Genomic DNA, 15,081 nt, shown 5'->3' with positions numbered 1-15,081 from the left:
CGTAACGCCGAGACATGACGGAAACGGGTGATGATGGAGACGTTGGAGTTCCAGGCAGAGGCGCGCCAGCTGTTGCAGCTGATGGTCCACTCGATCTATTCGAACAAGGACATCTTCCTGCGTGAGCTGATCTCGAACGCGTCGGACGCGCTGGACAAGCTGCGCCTGGCGAAGCTGCAGGACGGCCTCGAGGCGGACACCTCCGACCTGCACATCGAGATCGAGTCCGATGCCGAGGCCCGCACGCTGACCGTCCGTGACAACGGCATCGGGATGACCCGCGACGAGGTCGTCGAGCTGATCGGCACGATCGCCAAGTCCGGCACCGCGGAGCTCCTCGGCAAGCTGCGCGAGGCCAAGGAGAACCAGCAGGCCGAGCTGATCGGCCAGTTCGGTGTCGGGTTCTACTCGACGTTCATGGTGGCCGACAAGGTCACGCTGGTGACCCACAAGGCCGGTACCGAGGGGCACGGCACCCGCTGGGAGTCGGCGGGCGAGGGCACCTACACGATCGAGGACGCCCCGGACGCGCCGGTCGGCACCACGATCACGCTGCACCTGCGGCCCAAGGACGAGGACGACGCCCTCTACGACTACACCGACGAGTGGAAGATCAAGGAGATCGTCAAGCGGTACTCGGACTTCATCTCGTTCCCGATCCGCAAGGTCCCCTCCTCCGGCGAGGGCGAGCCCGAGGTCCTCAACTCGCAGAAGGCGCTGTGGGCCCGGCCGCGCAGCGAGGTCACCGACGAGGAGTACCACCAGTTCTACCGGCACATCAGCCACGACTGGACCGACCCGCTCGAGATCATCAACATGAGGGCGGAGGGCACCTTCGAGTACGAGGCACTGCTCTTCATCCCGTCCCGGGCGCCGCACGACCTGTTCCAGCGGGACGCCCGGCGGGGCCTGCAGCTCTACGTCAAGCGCGTCTTCATCATGGACGACAGCAAGGAGCTGATCCCCGACTATCTGCGCTTCGTCAAGGGCGTGGTGGACGCGGCCGACCTGTCGCTGAACATCTCCCGGGAGATCCTGCAGCAGGACCGGCACATCCAGATGATCCGGCGCCGGCTCGTCAAGAAGGTCCTGTCCACCATCAAGGACCTGATGAGCAACAACCCGGAGAAGTACGCCACGTTCTGGCGCGAGTTCGGCCGGGCCGTCAAGGAGGGCCTGCTCTCCGAGCCCGACAACCACAAGCCGATCCTCGAGATTGCGTCGTTCGCCACCACCCACGGCAGCGAGCCCACCACCCTCGCCGCCTACGTGGAGCGGATGAAGGAGGGGCAGGAGGAGATCTACTTCCTCACCGGCGAGAGCCGCTCCCAGGTGGAGAACTCGCCGCACATGGAGGCCTTCCAGGCCGAGGGCTACGAGGTGCTGATCCTCACCGACCCGGTCGACGAGATCTGGGTCGACGCGGTGCCCGAGTTCGAGGGCAAGAAGCTGCGGTCGATCGCTCGCGGTGCCGTCGACCTCAAGAAGGACGAGGAGGAGAAGAAGCCGGAGGGCGACTTCGGCCCGCTGCTCGGTTTCCTCAAGGAGAAGCTGGACGAGCGGGTCAAGGAGGTCCGGCTGTCGCACCGGCTGACCACCTCGGCCGCCTGCCTGGTCAGCGACGCCGACGACATCACCCCGGCCCTGGAGAAGATGTACCGGGCGATGGGCCAGGAGGGGCCGCGGGTCAAGCGCATCCTCGAGCTCAACCCGAACCACCCGCTGGTCTCCGGCCTGCGGGCGGCCCATGAGCGTGGAGCCGAGGACCCGGCCCTGCCCGACACGGCCGAGCTCCTGTACGGGACGGCCCTCCTCGCCGAGGGCGGCGACCTCGACGACCCGGCCCGGTTCGCCAAGCTCCTCGCCGACCGTCTGGCCAGCACGGTCTGACGCCGCGCGGTCTGACCCGCACGGTCTGGCCCCGGTTTCGTGGCCTGGTTCGCCGTCATCCGGATGCCGGTGTCGGCGAACCCGGCCGGAGCCGACCCCGGCGTGAGCCGACCCCGGCCTGAGCCGAACCCGGCCGGAAGCGGGCGCGGCCATCGACCGAGCGGCCGTCAGGGCAGGTGGCTGAGCCAGGCCCGTGGGCCGGCGTGGGATACGCGGATCGCGGCGATCCGGGCGGCGTACGCGATCGCGGCGGGCAGATCGTGGTCGCCGAGCACGAGGGCGACGGCCAGAGCGCCGTGGAAAGCGTCCCCGGCACCGGCCGTGTCCACCGCGGTGACCGGTGGGACGGCGACCTCGCCTGCCGTCACGTGCTGACCTGTCCCACCGCGTCCGCCTGTCCCACCGCGTCCGCCTGTCCCACCGCGTCCGCCTGTCCCACCGCGTCCGCCTGTCTCGGCCCGCCGGCCTGCTCCGGCCGGTGAGGCGGTGTCCTTCGGCTCGGGTCTGCTGAACCAGCGGACCGGGGCGGCGCCGTGGGTGATAACCACGTGGGGCGCGGCGATCGCTGACGCCGTAGCGGCGTCGTGCTGGGCAGAATCGGTGGGCGCGGGGCCGCTGGGGGCGGAATCGGTCGGCGCGGGACTGGCGATCGCGGGCGCGGTGGGTGCGGGCGCGGTGGGTGCGGGATCGGCGGATGTACCGGCTGCCGTCCGGCCGTCCAGGACCTCGGCCGCCGGGTGGCGGAAGTCGCCGGAGCAGGCGACCACCTCGGCGTACGGGAAGATGTCGGCGAAGACCGGGCGCCAGCTTCCCGCGTCGACCAGCAGACGGTTCGCGGAGCGGGCCGCGGCGAGCGCCAGAGCCGGGTGGTGACCGTCCACCAGCGTGAGGTCGGCGGCGGGCAGTCCTTCCTCGGGTGGCGGCACCGCGCGGGTCCCGGCGTTGCGGCTGACGATGGTGCGCTCGCCGGTCGAGGCAAGGACGGTGACCGCGGAGACCGGCGGCGGTTCCGATGCCTCCGGCGTCGCGTCGATGACGGTGACGCCGTGCGCCGCCAGGTCGGCACGAATCAGATCGCCGAGTGGGTGCGCGCCGACGGCGGTCACCAGTGTGACCTCGAACCCGTGCTCCGGCCCGAGGGTCCTCTCCAGCGATGCGCTGAGCGCGGCCGCGGTGACGGCGGCGTTGGCGGCCGGCCCACCCGCGGCGACGTCCACGGAGTCGGACTGGACCTTCTCGTCAGTGCCGGGGAGCCGCTGAACCCGCTGCACCAGGTCGACCGTAGCCAGACCGACGAAGAGCAGCCGTCTGCGCCGCGCCGTCATCCCAGGCCGCCAACCGATGGAACGGCAGCCGGTGGGACGCCAACCGGCAGGACGCCAACCGGCAGGACGCCAACCGGCAGGACGGCAGCCAGCGGCGGGACGGCAGCCAGCAGGACGGCGGCCGGCGGGGTTCGCGGGGCGGCCATGGGCCGGGTCAGCCGTTGGCCAGTTCGACGAAGAACGTACCGATGTTGCTGAAGATCTCGGCGACGCCCTCACCGATGCTCCGGGCCACCTCGGCGGCCGGGCCCGGGTTGGTGCCGATCCAGAAGACGAGCAGGAAGAGAAGGATCCAGCCGAGCACCTTCTTCATCGGTATCGATCCTCCGCATGCTGCCCGCCCGGAATGCCATCCAAGATCGTGACACAGGGCCGCAACCAGCGCAGGTTGCCGCGCCGATCGGTTCGCGCGCCCGACGATATGGAGGTGACTAGCTTTTGAGAGTTACCTTCAAAATATGTTCACTACCAAGAGATTCGAAGATCGGGCGCGCTGGTACGCCCTCGCCGCCCTCGCCCTCTGCACGGTCGCCATCGGGCTGGACACCACCGTGCTGAGCGTCGCCCTGCCCACCCTGGCCCGTGACCTCGGCGCCGACACCGCTGACCTGCAGTGGTTCACCACCTCGTACCTGCTGGTCCTGGCAGCGGCGTTGCTTCCGGCCGGGATGCTCGGCGACCGGTTCGGCCGCAAACGGCTGCTGCTCGTCGCACTGGTGCTCTTCGGGGCCGCGTCCGCCGCCTGCGCGCTGGCGGAGACCACCGGCCAGCTCATCGCCGCCCGCGCCGTGCTCGGCCTCGGCTCGGCGGTGATCATGTCGCTGATCGGTGCGGTCCTGACCGTTCTCTTCGACGAACGGGAGCGGCCCCGGGCCCTGACCATCTGGATCACCGCGAACGCCCTCGGCATCCCGCTCGGCCCGCTGCTCGGCGGCTGGCTGCTCGACAACTTCCACTGGGGCTCGGTCTTCCTGATCAACCTGCCGATCGTGGCGTTCGGGCTGCTCGCCGTCGCGGTTCTCGTGCCGGAGTCGCACGGCGATCGGCGGCGCCGCTTCGATCTGCCCGGCATCGTGCTGTCGGCGACGGGACTGGGCGCTGTGACGTACGGAATCATCGAAGCCGGTGATCGTGGCTGGGGTGACGGGCGCGCCTCGGTGGCCATCGCGGTCGGTGCCGGCGCGCTGGCCGCACTCGTGCTGTGGCAGCGCCGGGCCGCCGCGCCACTGATCGATCTCGGACTCTTCCGGAACCGGTCGTTCGCCGGCGGCACCGTCCTGGCCACCATCGCCGGGTTCGCGTTCTTCGGTCTGCTCTTCGCCCTGCCGCAGCTGTTCCAGGCGGTGAACGGCGCGGACGCTTTCGGTACCGGCGTACGGCTGCTGCCGGTGATCGGCGGCCTCATGGTGGGCGCCCGGCTGGGCGAGAAACTGGCTGCCCGGTTCGGGCCGCGAGCCGTGATCGCGGGCGGTCTCGCGCTGATGGCCGCCGCCCTCGTCGCCGGAACCGCGACCGGGTCGGCCACCGGGTACGGATGGGTCGCGGCGTGGATCGGCATGGCCGGTGTCGGCCTGGGCCTCACCATGCCCACCTCGATGAACGTCACCATCAGCACCCTCGACGCCGAGCGCAGCGGCGCGGGGAACGCGCTGATCCAAGCGGTCCGTCAGGTCGGCAGCGCGATCGGTGTCGCCGTGCTCGGCATGGTGCTGAACGCGGGTTACCGTGACGCCGTCGACGTCAGCGGCCTGCCGCCGGAGGCCGCTGACGCGGTGCGGGACAGCGCCGCGGCGGGAGCCGCCGTCGCCGGCGAGCTGGGCAGCCCCGCTCTGCTCGACTCGGTCCGGGACGCGTACGTGCACGGCATGGAGCTGTCGCTGGTGGCCTCGGGCGCGATCGCCGCGGCCGGAGCGATCCTCGCCCTGGTCGTTCTGCCGCGCGACCGGCCGAACGGGCGGGTGCCGGCCGCCCTGGCAGAATCGGCGGCATGACCGCGCCCTCGAGCAGCCTGCGCGAACGTAAGAAGGCGAAGACCCGCGCCGCCATCCGCGAGCACGCCATGCGGTTGTTCGAGGATCAGGGGTACACCGCGACCACCGTGGAGCAGATCGCGGAGGCGGCCGAGGTCTCGCCGAGCACGTTCTTCCGCTACTTCCCGATGAAGGAGGACGTGGTCCTGGCCGACGACGTCGACGAGGTGCTGGTGGAGGCCATTCACGCGCAGCCGCCCGGGATGCCGCCGATCGAGGCGATCATGCGGGCGATGCGTGCGGTGTTCGCCGGGATGACCCCCGAGATGTGGGAGTTCGAGCGGCGGCGGCAGCGGCTGGTGCTCGGCATCCCCGAGTTGCGTGTCCGCATCATGCAGCAGATGACCGAGGCCATCGACCTGGTCGCCGCGGTGATCGCCGAGCGGGCCGGCCTGCCCGCCGACGACTTCTCCGCCCGGGTCACCGCGGGCGCCGTGATCGGCGCGATGCTTGCGGTCCTGCCGTCCGGGGGAGTGCTGCCGGCCGAGGGGGTCACCCCGTACGACTACCAGCGGATCGAGCAGGCCCTGACACTTCTGCAGCAGGGCCTGCCGCTCGGCTGACCACCGCCTCCGTGAACCCGCGCGACTCGCCACGCGGTGACAGCGGTTGCATCGGCAGACTTCAATGGGCTCGTCCCTGTCCCCGGCTCGTGAGGTCTGCCCATGCGTCGCACAAGTGCACGTCTTGCCGTACCCATCATCGTCTTGGCTCTGCTCGGCGTGGCAATGCCGGGAGTCGCCCGCGCCGCGCAACCGGCCGGACCGGTCGCGGAATCGATCGCCTGGGGACCCTGTGACCCGGAGGACGGGCCCCCGGAGCGGGTCGTCTGCGGTGAGCTGCGGGTTCCGATCGACTGGAAGCGGCCGCACGGCCCGAGCGTGACCCTGGCCCTGGCGAAGCTGCCGGCCACCGACCCGGCCCGCCGCATCGGGCCGCTGCTGATCAACCCGGGCGGACCCGGCGGATCCGGGGTGGACTTCGCCTACGCCGCGCCGGAGGCGTTCTCGCCGGCGATCACCGATCGGTTCGACATCATCGGGTTCGACCCACGCGGGCAGGCCCGCAGCAACGTGATCAACTGCGACCTCGACGCGATCATCGCTCAGGCGGAGGTGCTGTATCCGCACAGCGCGGCCGAGTACGCCGAACTGCGCGCCGCCAACCGCGCCCTCGTCCGGACGTGCCGGGACCTGTCCGGGCCGCTGGTGAAGTACGCGGACACCGCGAGTGTGGCGCGTGACATGGACGCCATCCGTGCCGCGCTCGGCGAACGGCGGATCAGCTACTACGGCGTCTCCTACGGCACCATGATCGGCCAGCAGTACGCGGAACTGTTCCCGGACCGGATCCGCGCCATGACACTCGACTCGAACATGGACCACTCCCAGAACCTGGCCAGCTACCAGAAGTGGGAGACGCTGGCGATGGAGGGCTCGTTCCGGCAGTTCACCGCCTGGTGCGACCGGACCGAGGCGTGCGCCCTGCACGAGCAGGGAGCACTGGCCTACTTCGACACCCTCTACGAACGGGCCGAAGCCGGGGAACTCGTCGTCAACGGTGCGACCATCGCACCGGAGGGCCTGGTCGGACTGATCTTCGGATTCCTCTACGACCCGGCGTCCTGGTTCCAGCTCGCCGACGAGCTCATCCTGCTCGGCAACGGCGGCGAACCGGCCCGGCTGCGCGGCGAGCCGGTTCCCAACGGGTACCTGCCGGTGATGTGCTCCGACTTCCGCTTCGAGGTCGGCAGCTACCCGGCGCTGCGGACCTTGGAGAAGGCGCAGAACCGGCTCGCCCCGCACACCAGGCTCAACCCGCTCGCGTGGACCGACCTGACCGGATGCCAGAACTGGCCGTACGGCGTCACCAACCCGCCGCACCGGCTGCGCGCCTCGGCGAAACTGCCGCCCATCCTGCTCGCCAACAGCCGGTGGGACGTGGCCACCCCGTACCAGTGGGGCACCACCCTGGCGAGCCAGCTGCCGAGCGCCACGTTCCTCACCTACGACGGGGTGGGACACGGGACCTACTGGCTGAGCCCGTGCGCCCGGGCGGCGATCGACACCTACCTCGTCGAGCGGCGTACCCCGGCCAAGGGCACACACTGCCCGGCCGTCTTCCCGACCTCCCCGCTCACTGCGCAGACGGGCATTCCGTACCCGCTGATCCCCGGATTGAGGGGTGTCGCCGTGGGGTAAACGCGGCTCCATGACAGAGACCATCACCGATGCCGGCACCGCCCAGCTCGTGTTCGCTGCGGTGCTCGGCATCGCGGCGGTCGTCCTGCTCATCGCGTGGGCCAAATGGCATCCGTTCCTGGCCCTGATCGTCGGTGCCGGCGTCCTCGGGATCACCGCGGGCGCCGCGCCCGCCGACACCGTCGAATCGTTCACCACAGGGCTCGGCACCACAGCCGGCGGTGTCGGCGTCCTCATCGCGCTCGGCTCGATGATCGGCGCACTGCTCGCCGAATCCGGCGGCGCCGACGGCATCGTGAACCGGATCGTCAACGGCGTCTCCGGGGCCGCACTGCCGTGGGCGATGGCCGGCGTCGCGGCACTCATCGGACTGCCGCTGTTCTTCGAGGTCGGCGTCGTACTGCTGGTGCCGATCGTGCTGCTCGTCGCACGGCGTACTGACGTGGGATTGCTCCGCCTCGGCATCCCGGCCCTGGCCGGACTGTCGGTGCTGCACGGACTCGTGCCCCCGCACCCCGGCCCGCTCGTCGCCATCGACATCCTCAAGGCCGACCTCGGACTGACCCTCATCCTCGGCCTGATCTGCGCGATCCCGACCGTCATCGTCGCCGGCCCGATCTTCGGCAACTTCATCGCCAAGCGTGTGCCGCTGCCGGTGCCCGCCCTGGCCGCGGCTCCGTCCGGCAGCGGACCGGTCGGCGGCCGTGACTTCGTCGACCGCGACGACCTCGCCGACCCGGTCAACCCCGGCGACCCCGTCGACGAACAGCTCGGCCCCCGCCGCAACCCCGGCTTCTGGGCGGCGGTCCTGACCGTGCTGCTACCGGTTCTCCTCATGCTCGCCCGCGGCATCGCCGAACTCTTCCTCGACGAGGGCACCGCCGTCCGCGACGTCCTCGAGGTCCTGGGCGACCCGGTCGTCGCGCTGCTCGCCGGCGTCCTCGTCGCCATGTGGGCGCTCGGCCGCCGGGCCGGCTTCGACCGCCGACAGACCAACGCCGTCCTCGGCGGCGCCCTCCCGCCGATCGCCGGCATCCTGCTCATCGTCGCCGCCGGCGGCGGCTTCAAGCAGGTCCTCGTCGACGCGGGCGTCGGCAACGTGATCGCCGACGCGGCCCGCGACGCCAACTTCAACGCGCTGCTCCTCGGCTTCCTCGTAGCCGTCGGCATCCGCGTCGCCACCGGCTCCGCGACCGTCGCGACCATCACCGCGGCCGGTATCGTGGCGCCGCTCGCGACCACCCTCGACCGTCCCGAGGTGTCACTGCTGGCCCTCGCGATCGGCGCCGGGTCGCTGTTCTTCTCACACGTCAACGACGCCGGCTTCTGGATGGTCAAGGAGTACTTCGGCATGACGGTCGGCCAGACCATCAAGACCTGGTCGGTCATGGAGACGATCATCTCGGTGGTCGGCTTTGCTTGCGTCATGCTCCTCTCACTGATCATCTGATCCCGGTACGGGCCACGCGGGGTCCCGTGGTCGCGGACGCGAGGTGGCTGCGGCTCCGGGCCTCGGACTCGTTCACCCTGCGATGGTGAGATCCAAGCGCTCGTACAGAGTTCGCAGCCGTTCGATGTCCGCGGACGAAGGACGCAGGCGGTCGCTCATCAGACCCTCCTGGCGGGATGCGCCGCCCCTGACGTCAGAGGGTCACCGCCGCCGGCCGAAGCGCGGAACCAGTCGTTGGACGGGGGCGTGAACATCAGTGCGGTGGCCGCCAGGACGGCGATGACATGGAGTGCGCGGACGGCACCGAAGAACAGATCGGGCATGCTGCTGTCGGCGAGCACGGAGGCGATCGAGTTGCCGTTCGCCAGCCAGGCGATCGGATCGGCGACCAGCGACGACAGGCCGATCACGCCGAGCCCGGCGGTCAGGACGATCCGTGCCCATGGCCGGCCGGTGAGCATCTGCCAGGAGACGACGACCGCGGCCGTGAAGACCACGGCACGGACGGCCACGCCGGTCGCCAGCCCGTCCTGATTCTCTTCACCGGTCACCGTCAGGATCGTCTCGATCATGCCCGCGCCCACGGCGGCGAGCCAGCACCAGAACGCCACCCGCACCGTGGCGGGAACCTCCACCGGAATTCGCATACCCCGATCCTCGGCCCGCGGACGGTACCGGCGACATCCCGCCAGCATTGCCATTCATGGTGGTGCTGGGACTACCTCGATGCCTCCCCGATGGATGGTGACCGTCAGGTGGCGCGGGTCGCGGGTGATGAATTCGGGGCGCGCCGGGTCTGAGCCTCCGGGTCGGGGCCGTTGGCCGACCGGCCACCGTCGACCGGCAGGATCGCGCCGTTGACGAACCCGGCCGCGGGGGAGAGCAGGAACGCCACCACGTCGGCGACCTCGGCGGCGGTGCCCGGGCGGCCCAGCGGATGCAGTTCTGCCATCTGCGCGTCGAACGACGGGTGCGCGGCGCGGTACTCCTCGGACCGGTCCGTGATGATCGAGCCGAGGGCGACCGCGTTCGTACGAATGCCGTCCGGCCCGTGGTCCACACCGACTGCCCTGGTCAGGCCCTCGATCGCGGCCTTGGCGGTGGCGTACGGCAGTGCGCCGCGAACCGGCCGCTGGGCCTGGTGCGAGGAGACGTTGACGATCGCTCCGGGCCGCCGGTGTGCCAGGAAGTGGTTGACGGCGGTGTGACAGCCGGTCACCGCGAGCGCCAGGTTCGCGGTGATCAGATCCAGGATGTGCGCGGCCGGGTCGCCGTCGAGGTTCGCGTCCCGGAACGTCGCCGCGTTGTTGACCCAGCCGGTCAGCGGCCCGCGGTGCTCGGCGGCCTCGGCCGCGCGCCGGGCGGTCTCCGGGTCGGCGGCGTCGCCGGAGACCAGTGTGACCTGGTCGTGCCGCCAGGCGAGGTGATCGGCGACATCGAGGACGACGACGTGACCGCTCCCGGTCAGGCGTTCGGTGATCGCCCGGCCGACTCCCTGGGCACCACCGGTGACGACGAAAGACGGGCGCATGGTCACATTCTTCCCGCCCGGGCACCCCGCCGCATCCGGCCGGATCGGACTGCCTCAAGATCGACTGACTTCGGCCGGAAGGAGCCAGAGACGTGGACGAGGGTGCCGACTTCCTGCGCGACGATCCGCGGACGGCCTGGGCCTACCGGAGTTACCTGGCCCGGCGGGACGCGGAGGGCATGAGTGCCATGGTGGGGCGGCGTCTGCTCGAAGCCCTGGACTCCGGGGACCACGCCGAACTGATCGCCGACGCCGTGGCGACGGACCTCACCGACATCCGGCAGGCCGTCGTGTGGCATCGCGACGATGCCGAACCGGTCGTCGCGATGCGGACCCTCCGGAAGTGGGTGCTCGTCGACCGGGAGGAAGGGCTGGTGATCACCGTGGACGGCGAGGCCGACCGGGGGGTCTCCGGGACGACCGCCTACGGGACGCCACGTCCGGACATCGGCTGGGCCGCCACGCTCGAGACACCGGACGAGGGCCTGTTCACCATGAAGGTGTTCCTGGGCGATCGGGGCGGTGTCGAGGAGACGGTGATCGAGTCCGGTGCGGGCGCGCACATCCGCCGCCTCCCGGAGGCGGACGCGGTCCCGCCGATCCCGGACGCCGCCGCGATCCTGGGTACCGCCTCGCCGACGGCCACCGTCACGCTCCGGGCCCCCACCCGGCCGGCGCCGATGCTGCCGGCCGACTGGCGTACCGCGGAGGACGTCGCCTGCGCGCACCTGCACACTCTCGGCTTCGGCGACGCGGAGGTGACGCCGGGCGGCCGTGACGGCGGACTCGACGTCACGGCCCGGGACGCGGTGGCACAGGTCAAGATGATGGCACTGCCGGTCGGCGCGCCACCGGTGCAGCAGTTGCGCGGCACCCGCCCGCTGGCCGGGCACCACCTGTTCTACTCGACGTCCGGGTACACGGCGGCGGCGGTCACCGCGGCTGACGAGATCGATGTGGCCCTGTTCAAGATCGAGCGGGACGGATCGGTGACCGAGGTCAACGAGCACGCGATCACCCTGCTCCGAGCCGGGACGCCACTGCCGGAGGAACCCGACGTGACGACCGACGAGGGCCTGAGGCGGTACGTCACGGCGTATGCCGAAGCGGTCGCCGCCCGGATCCTGGCCGCGTGCCACCACGTCGATCACGAGCGCGCCCGTGACGGCGAGCGCTTCCCGGGCCAGTGGGAGCGGATGGCTGGATACCTCCGCAAGGCTCTCGACAACCTGGCCGGTCGCCCCACGACGTTCCCGTCCCTGCGGGCGGCGATGGTCTACTTCCACCACACCGAGCTGCTCGCGCACGTGTTCTTCCAGGAGTTCGGCATCTCGTACCCGGACGGCGCGCGCCGGTTCGACGACGACCTGGACTCGTACTACACGTGAGGAGCGCGGGCCGCCCGGACTCACGTGTAGTACGAGTCGCACGAGGCGGCTCGATGACGCCGGCGCTGTCACGGGTTCCCGTGGTCGCCACGACGGCGCCCCGCGCTCTCGGTCACCAGAAGCAGAACGATGAACGCGCCGATGGCGACAGCGGTGCGCACATCGTGAAACGACTCCCAGCGCTGCAGCCGCCCCGCCCAGTCGGCCGGCGGATTCGTGGCGGACCACCCGCGGATCTCGCCGTTGATGGGCACGTTGCCCAGGCGGGTGACAAGAAGTGAGGTGAGCGTCAACAATGCTGCCGCGCCCGCTGCCAGGCGCGGTCCCGTGTCTGTCAGGGCGAGCGCGAACCCGGCAGAGGCAAGGATGCTGATACCCATGAGTCCCTGCATGTGAAGATCCCGTTCATGTCCATCAACGCGGTGCGGTAGGCCAGATGTACCGGCAACGGCACGGCTTCGAAGGTGGGGACGACGCAGACCAGTGCGTATCCGAAGGCGCCCGCCAACATGCCATTGCTGAGCAGTGCCAGCAGGCTGGTGAGGCGCTCGGCCACATGAGCTGGCCGATGGCGAAGCGTGCGCCTCATCGCGCCACCGCCTGCCGGAGAAATTCTCGGACGGCGTCTTGTGCCGGAATCCGACCGGGACCCAGCCAGAATCCTAAATGGTCCTCCTCGAGCATCCAATGGTGCTGAGCCGCGCCGATCCGGCTCGCGGCCTCGGTGCCGTCGGTGAACGGGACGTCGCCGTCCGAAGTCCCGTGGACGATGAGTGCCGGCGCGGTGATGCGGTCGAACGGCAGGTTCATGTCTCGCCGCTGCTCCGCGTCGTTGCGAGTGCCCGGCATCCGCAAGCGGTAGGGAAATGTGGTGCGGACCATGGCCTCGAAGAACGCGCGAACGGTGTCATCGCGCATGATTTCCTCGACCCGTTGTTCCTTCTTGGCCGCGGTGAAGGTGCTTGTCTCGTCGAGCGTGCCGGAAAGCACCGACGACAGGGAGACGGCCGCCGTCACCTGCGCGATCCGCTGGCCGACGGTGTCGACGAAGACACGCCGCACTGCGGAGCCGTTCCCGGCGCCGGGATCCGCCCGGCTCACCCCGGCCACGACCACCAACGCTGAGACCCGCGCCGGGTGCCGGGCGGCGAATGTGTAGGCGACGGGCCCACCGGAGGAGACCGCGAACAGGATCACCCGCGTGACGGCCAACTCGTCGAGCAGGGCGGCGAGCAGATCCGCCTGGTCCTCCAGCGTGCGGCCGGAGTCCAGTGGCGTGTCCAGATATCCGGGCCGGGACGCGCTCAGTACCCGGAAACCGTCCGCGCGTAGCCAGTCGGCGAACAATCTGCCCTGGTCGGCGCCACCAAGACCACCGTGCACGGTCAGCACCGTCGGCCAGGAGCCGCCGGTGAGGTCGTACTGCACCGGGCCACGTGTGGTGTGCGCGGTCCGGAGGTCCAGCTCGATGCCGGGGAGGAGCCGTTCCCGCGGGGAGGGGCCGCCGGTGGGATCGACAAAGGCGCCAACTACGAGCAGGACCGCCAAGGAAGCCGTGATGGCGATGAAGCGGCGCCGTCTTCGTTGTGTCATAGGCTGTGAAGCTATCGACCGGCGCCGACGGGCATAAGAACGCAATTTTATGTGACGGAGCAGCGTATGGGGCGGGTGAACAGGTCGCTGGTATGCCCGTACGGGGCGACCGGCGTCGGTGGCAAGTGGATGTTCTGGACCATGTGCCACCTGCTCGACGGCCCCGCGCGCTTCAGCCAGCTCCGGCGCCTGATGCCGCAGGCCGGGCGACAGACGCTGGTTACCCAGTTGAAGGCCCTCGAAAGAGCTGGGGCGGTACGCCGCACCGTCCTGGGCGGCATTCCACCACGTGTGCAGTACGCCCTGACACCGCACGGCCAAGCCACCGAGCCCATCCTGCGCAGGCTGCACGACTGGGCGGAGCGGTGCGGAGAACAGGTCGGCGACGACACGGACTGGATCGTTGCTCTCGGTGGCCGCTGGAAGGTGTGGCTGCTGACAGCCCTGGGCGACGGCCCGAAACGATTCAGCGAGATCCAGCACCTGCTCCCGGAGATCAGTAACCAGGTGCTGGCCCGTGAACTGCGTGAACTGGCGGTCATGCGCCTCGTGCACAAGGGCACCGGCTACCTGCTCACGCCCCTCGGCCAGGAGACGGCGGCCGTCGCCCGGCAACTCCACGCGTGGGGTCGGTGGATGTGCGAGCAGACCGGCGCCGAGTTTGACTGGCCACTGGAGGCACCGGCGGAGTCACGCGTCACCTGAGCGCGGACGGCGGCTGCTGCCTTCCCGCCGTCCGCGTCGAGCGTTCAGGCGTTGAGCTTGTCGCGCCAGGTGAGGAACTCGCGGAGTTCGGTGAGGTCGGGGGTGGGACCACCGGTGTGGATGGTGAAGAGGCGGGCGCCGATCTCGTACATCTCGTCGCGGTCGGCGGTCTTGCCCATGACCGAGACCTCGATGTCGGACGGGTTCCGACCGACGGCCGCGCAGTGCTCGCCCAGGATGCCGAGCTTGCGGCGCAGCGTGTCGGTGTCGGAGAAGCTGTGCCAGATGTCGGCGTGCTTGGCCGTGAGGCGCAGCGTCTTCTTCTCGCCGCCGCCGCCGATCAGGACCGGGATGTCGCGGGTGGGCTTCGGGTTGAGCTTCTCCCAGCGGGATTCGATGCGGGGGAGCGCCTCGGCCAGGTCGTCGAGGCGGCTGCCGGCGGTGCCGAATTCGTAGCCGTACTCGGTGTAGTCGCGTTCGAACCAGCCTGAGCCGATGCCGAGGATGAGGCGGCCGCCGGAGATGTGGTCGACGGTGCGGGCCATGTCGGCGAGCAGTTCGGGGTTGCGGTAGCTGTTGCAGGCGACCAGGGCGCCGATCTCGACGCGGCTCGTGGATTCGGCCCACGCGGCGAGCATGGTCCAGCATTCGAAGTGCAGGCCGTCCGGCTCGCCGCTGAGCGGGTAGAAGTGATCCCAGTTGAAGAGCACGTCCACGCCGAGGTCCTCGGCCTCGGAGGCGGTGCGGCGGATGGTGGCGTAGTCCATGTGTTGCGGCTGCAGCTGCAGCCCGATGCGAACGGGCCTATCGATCATGTGAAGAAGCCTACGTGCAGGTGCCGGGACTCGCCGCTGAAGAAACACTTCCGAGCCGGCCGGTGCCGCGGCCGACCGAGAGCACGATCGTCCCGCTTCACGGCGTGGCCGTTCCCGGCTGGCTCCCCGTCGCCAGCCGGGTGAGCAGGCCGG

At 70.2% G+C, this 15,081-nt stretch carries 14 protein-coding genes; 7 read left to right on the top strand and 7 right to left on the bottom strand.

The window, feature by feature from the left end; genetic code table 11:
- The first annotated feature begins 27 nt into the window (after positions 1–27).
- Positions 28–1,890, top strand: coding sequence for a molecular chaperone HtpG (htpG, locus tag AB0G04_RS12910; RefSeq protein WP_360981291.1), 1,863 nt, complete (start codon positions 28–30; stop codon positions 1,888–1,890).
- A gap of 167 nt (positions 1,891–2,057) precedes the next feature.
- Here htpG and AB0G04_RS12905 read toward each other — a convergent pair whose 3' ends face one another.
- Together AB0G04_RS12905 and AB0G04_RS12900 are read right to left on the bottom strand one after the other, a co-directional pair.
- Complete coding sequence (locus tag AB0G04_RS12905; RefSeq protein ID WP_360981288.1) at positions 2,058–3,215, bottom strand: PfkB family carbohydrate kinase; 1,158 nt, start codon at positions 3,213–3,215, stop codon at positions 2,058–2,060.
- A gap of 154 nt (positions 3,216–3,369) precedes the next feature.
- Positions 3,370–3,528 carry a hypothetical protein gene (locus tag AB0G04_RS12900; RefSeq protein ID WP_360981285.1) on the bottom strand — a complete coding sequence of 53 codons (159 nt, stop codon included), beginning with the start codon at positions 3,526–3,528 and terminating at the stop codon, positions 3,370–3,372.
- A gap of 145 nt (positions 3,529–3,673) precedes the next feature.
- On the opposite strand from AB0G04_RS12900, the gene AB0G04_RS12895 reads away from it, so the two are divergent.
- The 4 genes from AB0G04_RS12895 (at position 3,674) to AB0G04_RS12880 (ending at position 8,896) form a co-directional block, all read left to right on the top strand.
- On the top strand, positions 3,674–5,206 hold the full coding sequence (locus AB0G04_RS12895) for an MFS transporter (RefSeq protein ID WP_360981282.1): 1,533 nt from the start codon (positions 3,674–3,676) through the stop codon (positions 5,204–5,206).
- Positions 5,203–5,808: a TetR family transcriptional regulator gene (locus AB0G04_RS12890; RefSeq protein WP_360981279.1), complete on the top strand. Its 606-nt coding sequence runs from the start codon at positions 5,203–5,205 to the stop codon at positions 5,806–5,808. The genes AB0G04_RS12895 and AB0G04_RS12890 overlap by 4 nt, the downstream gene beginning before the upstream one ends.
- A gap of 102 nt (positions 5,809–5,910) precedes the next feature.
- Entirely contained in the window at positions 5,911–7,446 is a 1,536-nt protein-coding gene (locus tag AB0G04_RS12885) for an alpha/beta hydrolase (protein WP_360981276.1), read from the top strand.
- Between the two features lie 10 nt (positions 7,447–7,456).
- Positions 7,457–8,896 carry a gluconate:H+ symporter gene (locus tag AB0G04_RS12880; RefSeq protein ID WP_360981273.1) on the top strand — a complete coding sequence of 480 codons (1,440 nt, stop codon included), beginning with the start codon at positions 7,457–7,459 and terminating at the stop codon, positions 8,894–8,896.
- A 158-nt stretch (positions 8,897–9,054) separates the two neighbouring features.
- Here AB0G04_RS12880 and AB0G04_RS12875 read toward each other — a convergent pair whose 3' ends face one another.
- Together AB0G04_RS12875 and AB0G04_RS12870 are read right to left on the bottom strand one after the other, a co-directional pair.
- On the bottom strand, positions 9,055–9,543 hold the full coding sequence (locus AB0G04_RS12875) for a hypothetical protein (RefSeq protein ID WP_360981270.1): 489 nt from the start codon (positions 9,541–9,543) through the stop codon (positions 9,055–9,057).
- Positions 9,544–9,647: 104 nt separating this feature from the next.
- On the bottom strand, positions 9,648–10,427 hold the full coding sequence (locus AB0G04_RS12870) for an SDR family oxidoreductase (RefSeq protein ID WP_360981267.1): 780 nt from the start codon (positions 10,425–10,427) through the stop codon (positions 9,648–9,650).
- Positions 10,428–10,519: 92 nt separating this feature from the next.
- Here AB0G04_RS12870 and AB0G04_RS12865 point away from each other — a divergent pair, with 92 nt between their 5' ends.
- Complete coding sequence (locus tag AB0G04_RS12865; protein ID WP_360981264.1) at positions 10,520–11,815, top strand: restriction endonuclease; 1,296 nt, start codon at positions 10,520–10,522, stop codon at positions 11,813–11,815.
- A 68-nt stretch (positions 11,816–11,883) separates the two neighbouring features.
- Here the strand turns inward: AB0G04_RS12865 and AB0G04_RS12860 are convergent, their stop codons facing one another.
- Entirely contained in the window at positions 11,884–12,195 is a 312-nt protein-coding gene (locus AB0G04_RS12860; RefSeq protein ID WP_360981261.1) for an anthrone oxygenase family protein, read from the bottom strand.
- Between the two features lie 205 nt (positions 12,196–12,400).
- Positions 12,401–13,408: an alpha/beta hydrolase gene (locus AB0G04_RS12855; RefSeq protein WP_360981258.1), complete on the bottom strand. Its 1,008-nt coding sequence runs from the start codon at positions 13,406–13,408 to the stop codon at positions 12,401–12,403.
- 66 nt (positions 13,409–13,474) lie between these two features.
- Here AB0G04_RS12855 and AB0G04_RS12850 point away from each other — a divergent pair, with 66 nt between their 5' ends.
- Positions 13,475–14,113, top strand: coding sequence for a winged helix-turn-helix transcriptional regulator (locus AB0G04_RS12850; RefSeq protein ID WP_360981255.1), 639 nt, complete (start codon positions 13,475–13,477; stop codon positions 14,111–14,113).
- A 44-nt stretch (positions 14,114–14,157) separates the two neighbouring features.
- Here AB0G04_RS12850 and AB0G04_RS12845 read toward each other — a convergent pair whose 3' ends face one another.
- Positions 14,158–14,928, bottom strand: coding sequence for an LLM class F420-dependent oxidoreductase (locus AB0G04_RS12845; protein WP_360981252.1), 771 nt, complete (start codon positions 14,926–14,928; stop codon positions 14,158–14,160).
- Between the last annotated feature and the right edge of the window lie 153 nt (positions 14,929–15,081).

The organism is Actinoplanes sp. NPDC023801 (assembly GCF_040639655.1).
Lineage (GTDB): Bacteria > Actinomycetota > Actinomycetes > Mycobacteriales > Micromonosporaceae > Actinoplanes.
This window is presented reverse-complemented; position numbering and strand designations above follow the sequence as displayed.

Bases quoted from the DNA above. Each gene is read 5' to 3' on its own strand.
- AB0G04_RS12855 (WP_360981258.1), bottom strand. From the start codon at position 13,408: ATGACACAACGAAGACGGCGCCGCTTCATCGCCATCACGGCTTCCTTG.
- AB0G04_RS12860 (WP_360981261.1), bottom strand. From the start codon at position 12,195: ATGGGTATCAGCATCCTTGCCTCTGCCGGGTTCGCGCTCGCCCTGACA.
- AB0G04_RS12875 (WP_360981270.1), bottom strand. From the start codon at position 9,543: ATGCGAATTCCGGTGGAGGTTCCCGCCACGGTGCGGGTGGCGTTCTGG.
- AB0G04_RS12900 (WP_360981285.1), bottom strand. From the start codon at position 3,528: ATGAAGAAGGTGCTCGGCTGGATCCTTCTCTTCCTGCTCGTCTTCTGG.
- AB0G04_RS12850 (WP_360981255.1), top strand. From the start codon at position 13,475: ATGGGGCGGGTGAACAGGTCGCTGGTATGCCCGTACGGGGCGACCGGC.
- AB0G04_RS12880 (WP_360981273.1), top strand. From the start codon at position 7,457: ATGACAGAGACCATCACCGATGCCGGCACCGCCCAGCTCGTGTTCGCT.
- AB0G04_RS12895 (WP_360981282.1), top strand. From the start codon at position 3,674: ATGTTCACTACCAAGAGATTCGAAGATCGGGCGCGCTGGTACGCCCTC.
- AB0G04_RS12870 (WP_360981267.1), bottom strand. From the start codon at position 10,427: ATGCGCCCGTCTTTCGTCGTCACCGGTGGTGCCCAGGGAGTCGGCCGG.
- AB0G04_RS12890 (WP_360981279.1), top strand. From the start codon at position 5,203: ATGACCGCGCCCTCGAGCAGCCTGCGCGAACGTAAGAAGGCGAAGACC.
- AB0G04_RS12905 (WP_360981288.1), bottom strand. From the start codon at position 3,215: ATGACGGCGCGGCGCAGACGGCTGCTCTTCGTCGGTCTGGCTACGGTC.
- AB0G04_RS12885 (WP_360981276.1), top strand. From the start codon at position 5,911: ATGCGTCGCACAAGTGCACGTCTTGCCGTACCCATCATCGTCTTGGCT.
- AB0G04_RS12845 (WP_360981252.1), bottom strand. From the start codon at position 14,928: ATGATCGATAGGCCCGTTCGCATCGGGCTGCAGCTGCAGCCGCAACAC.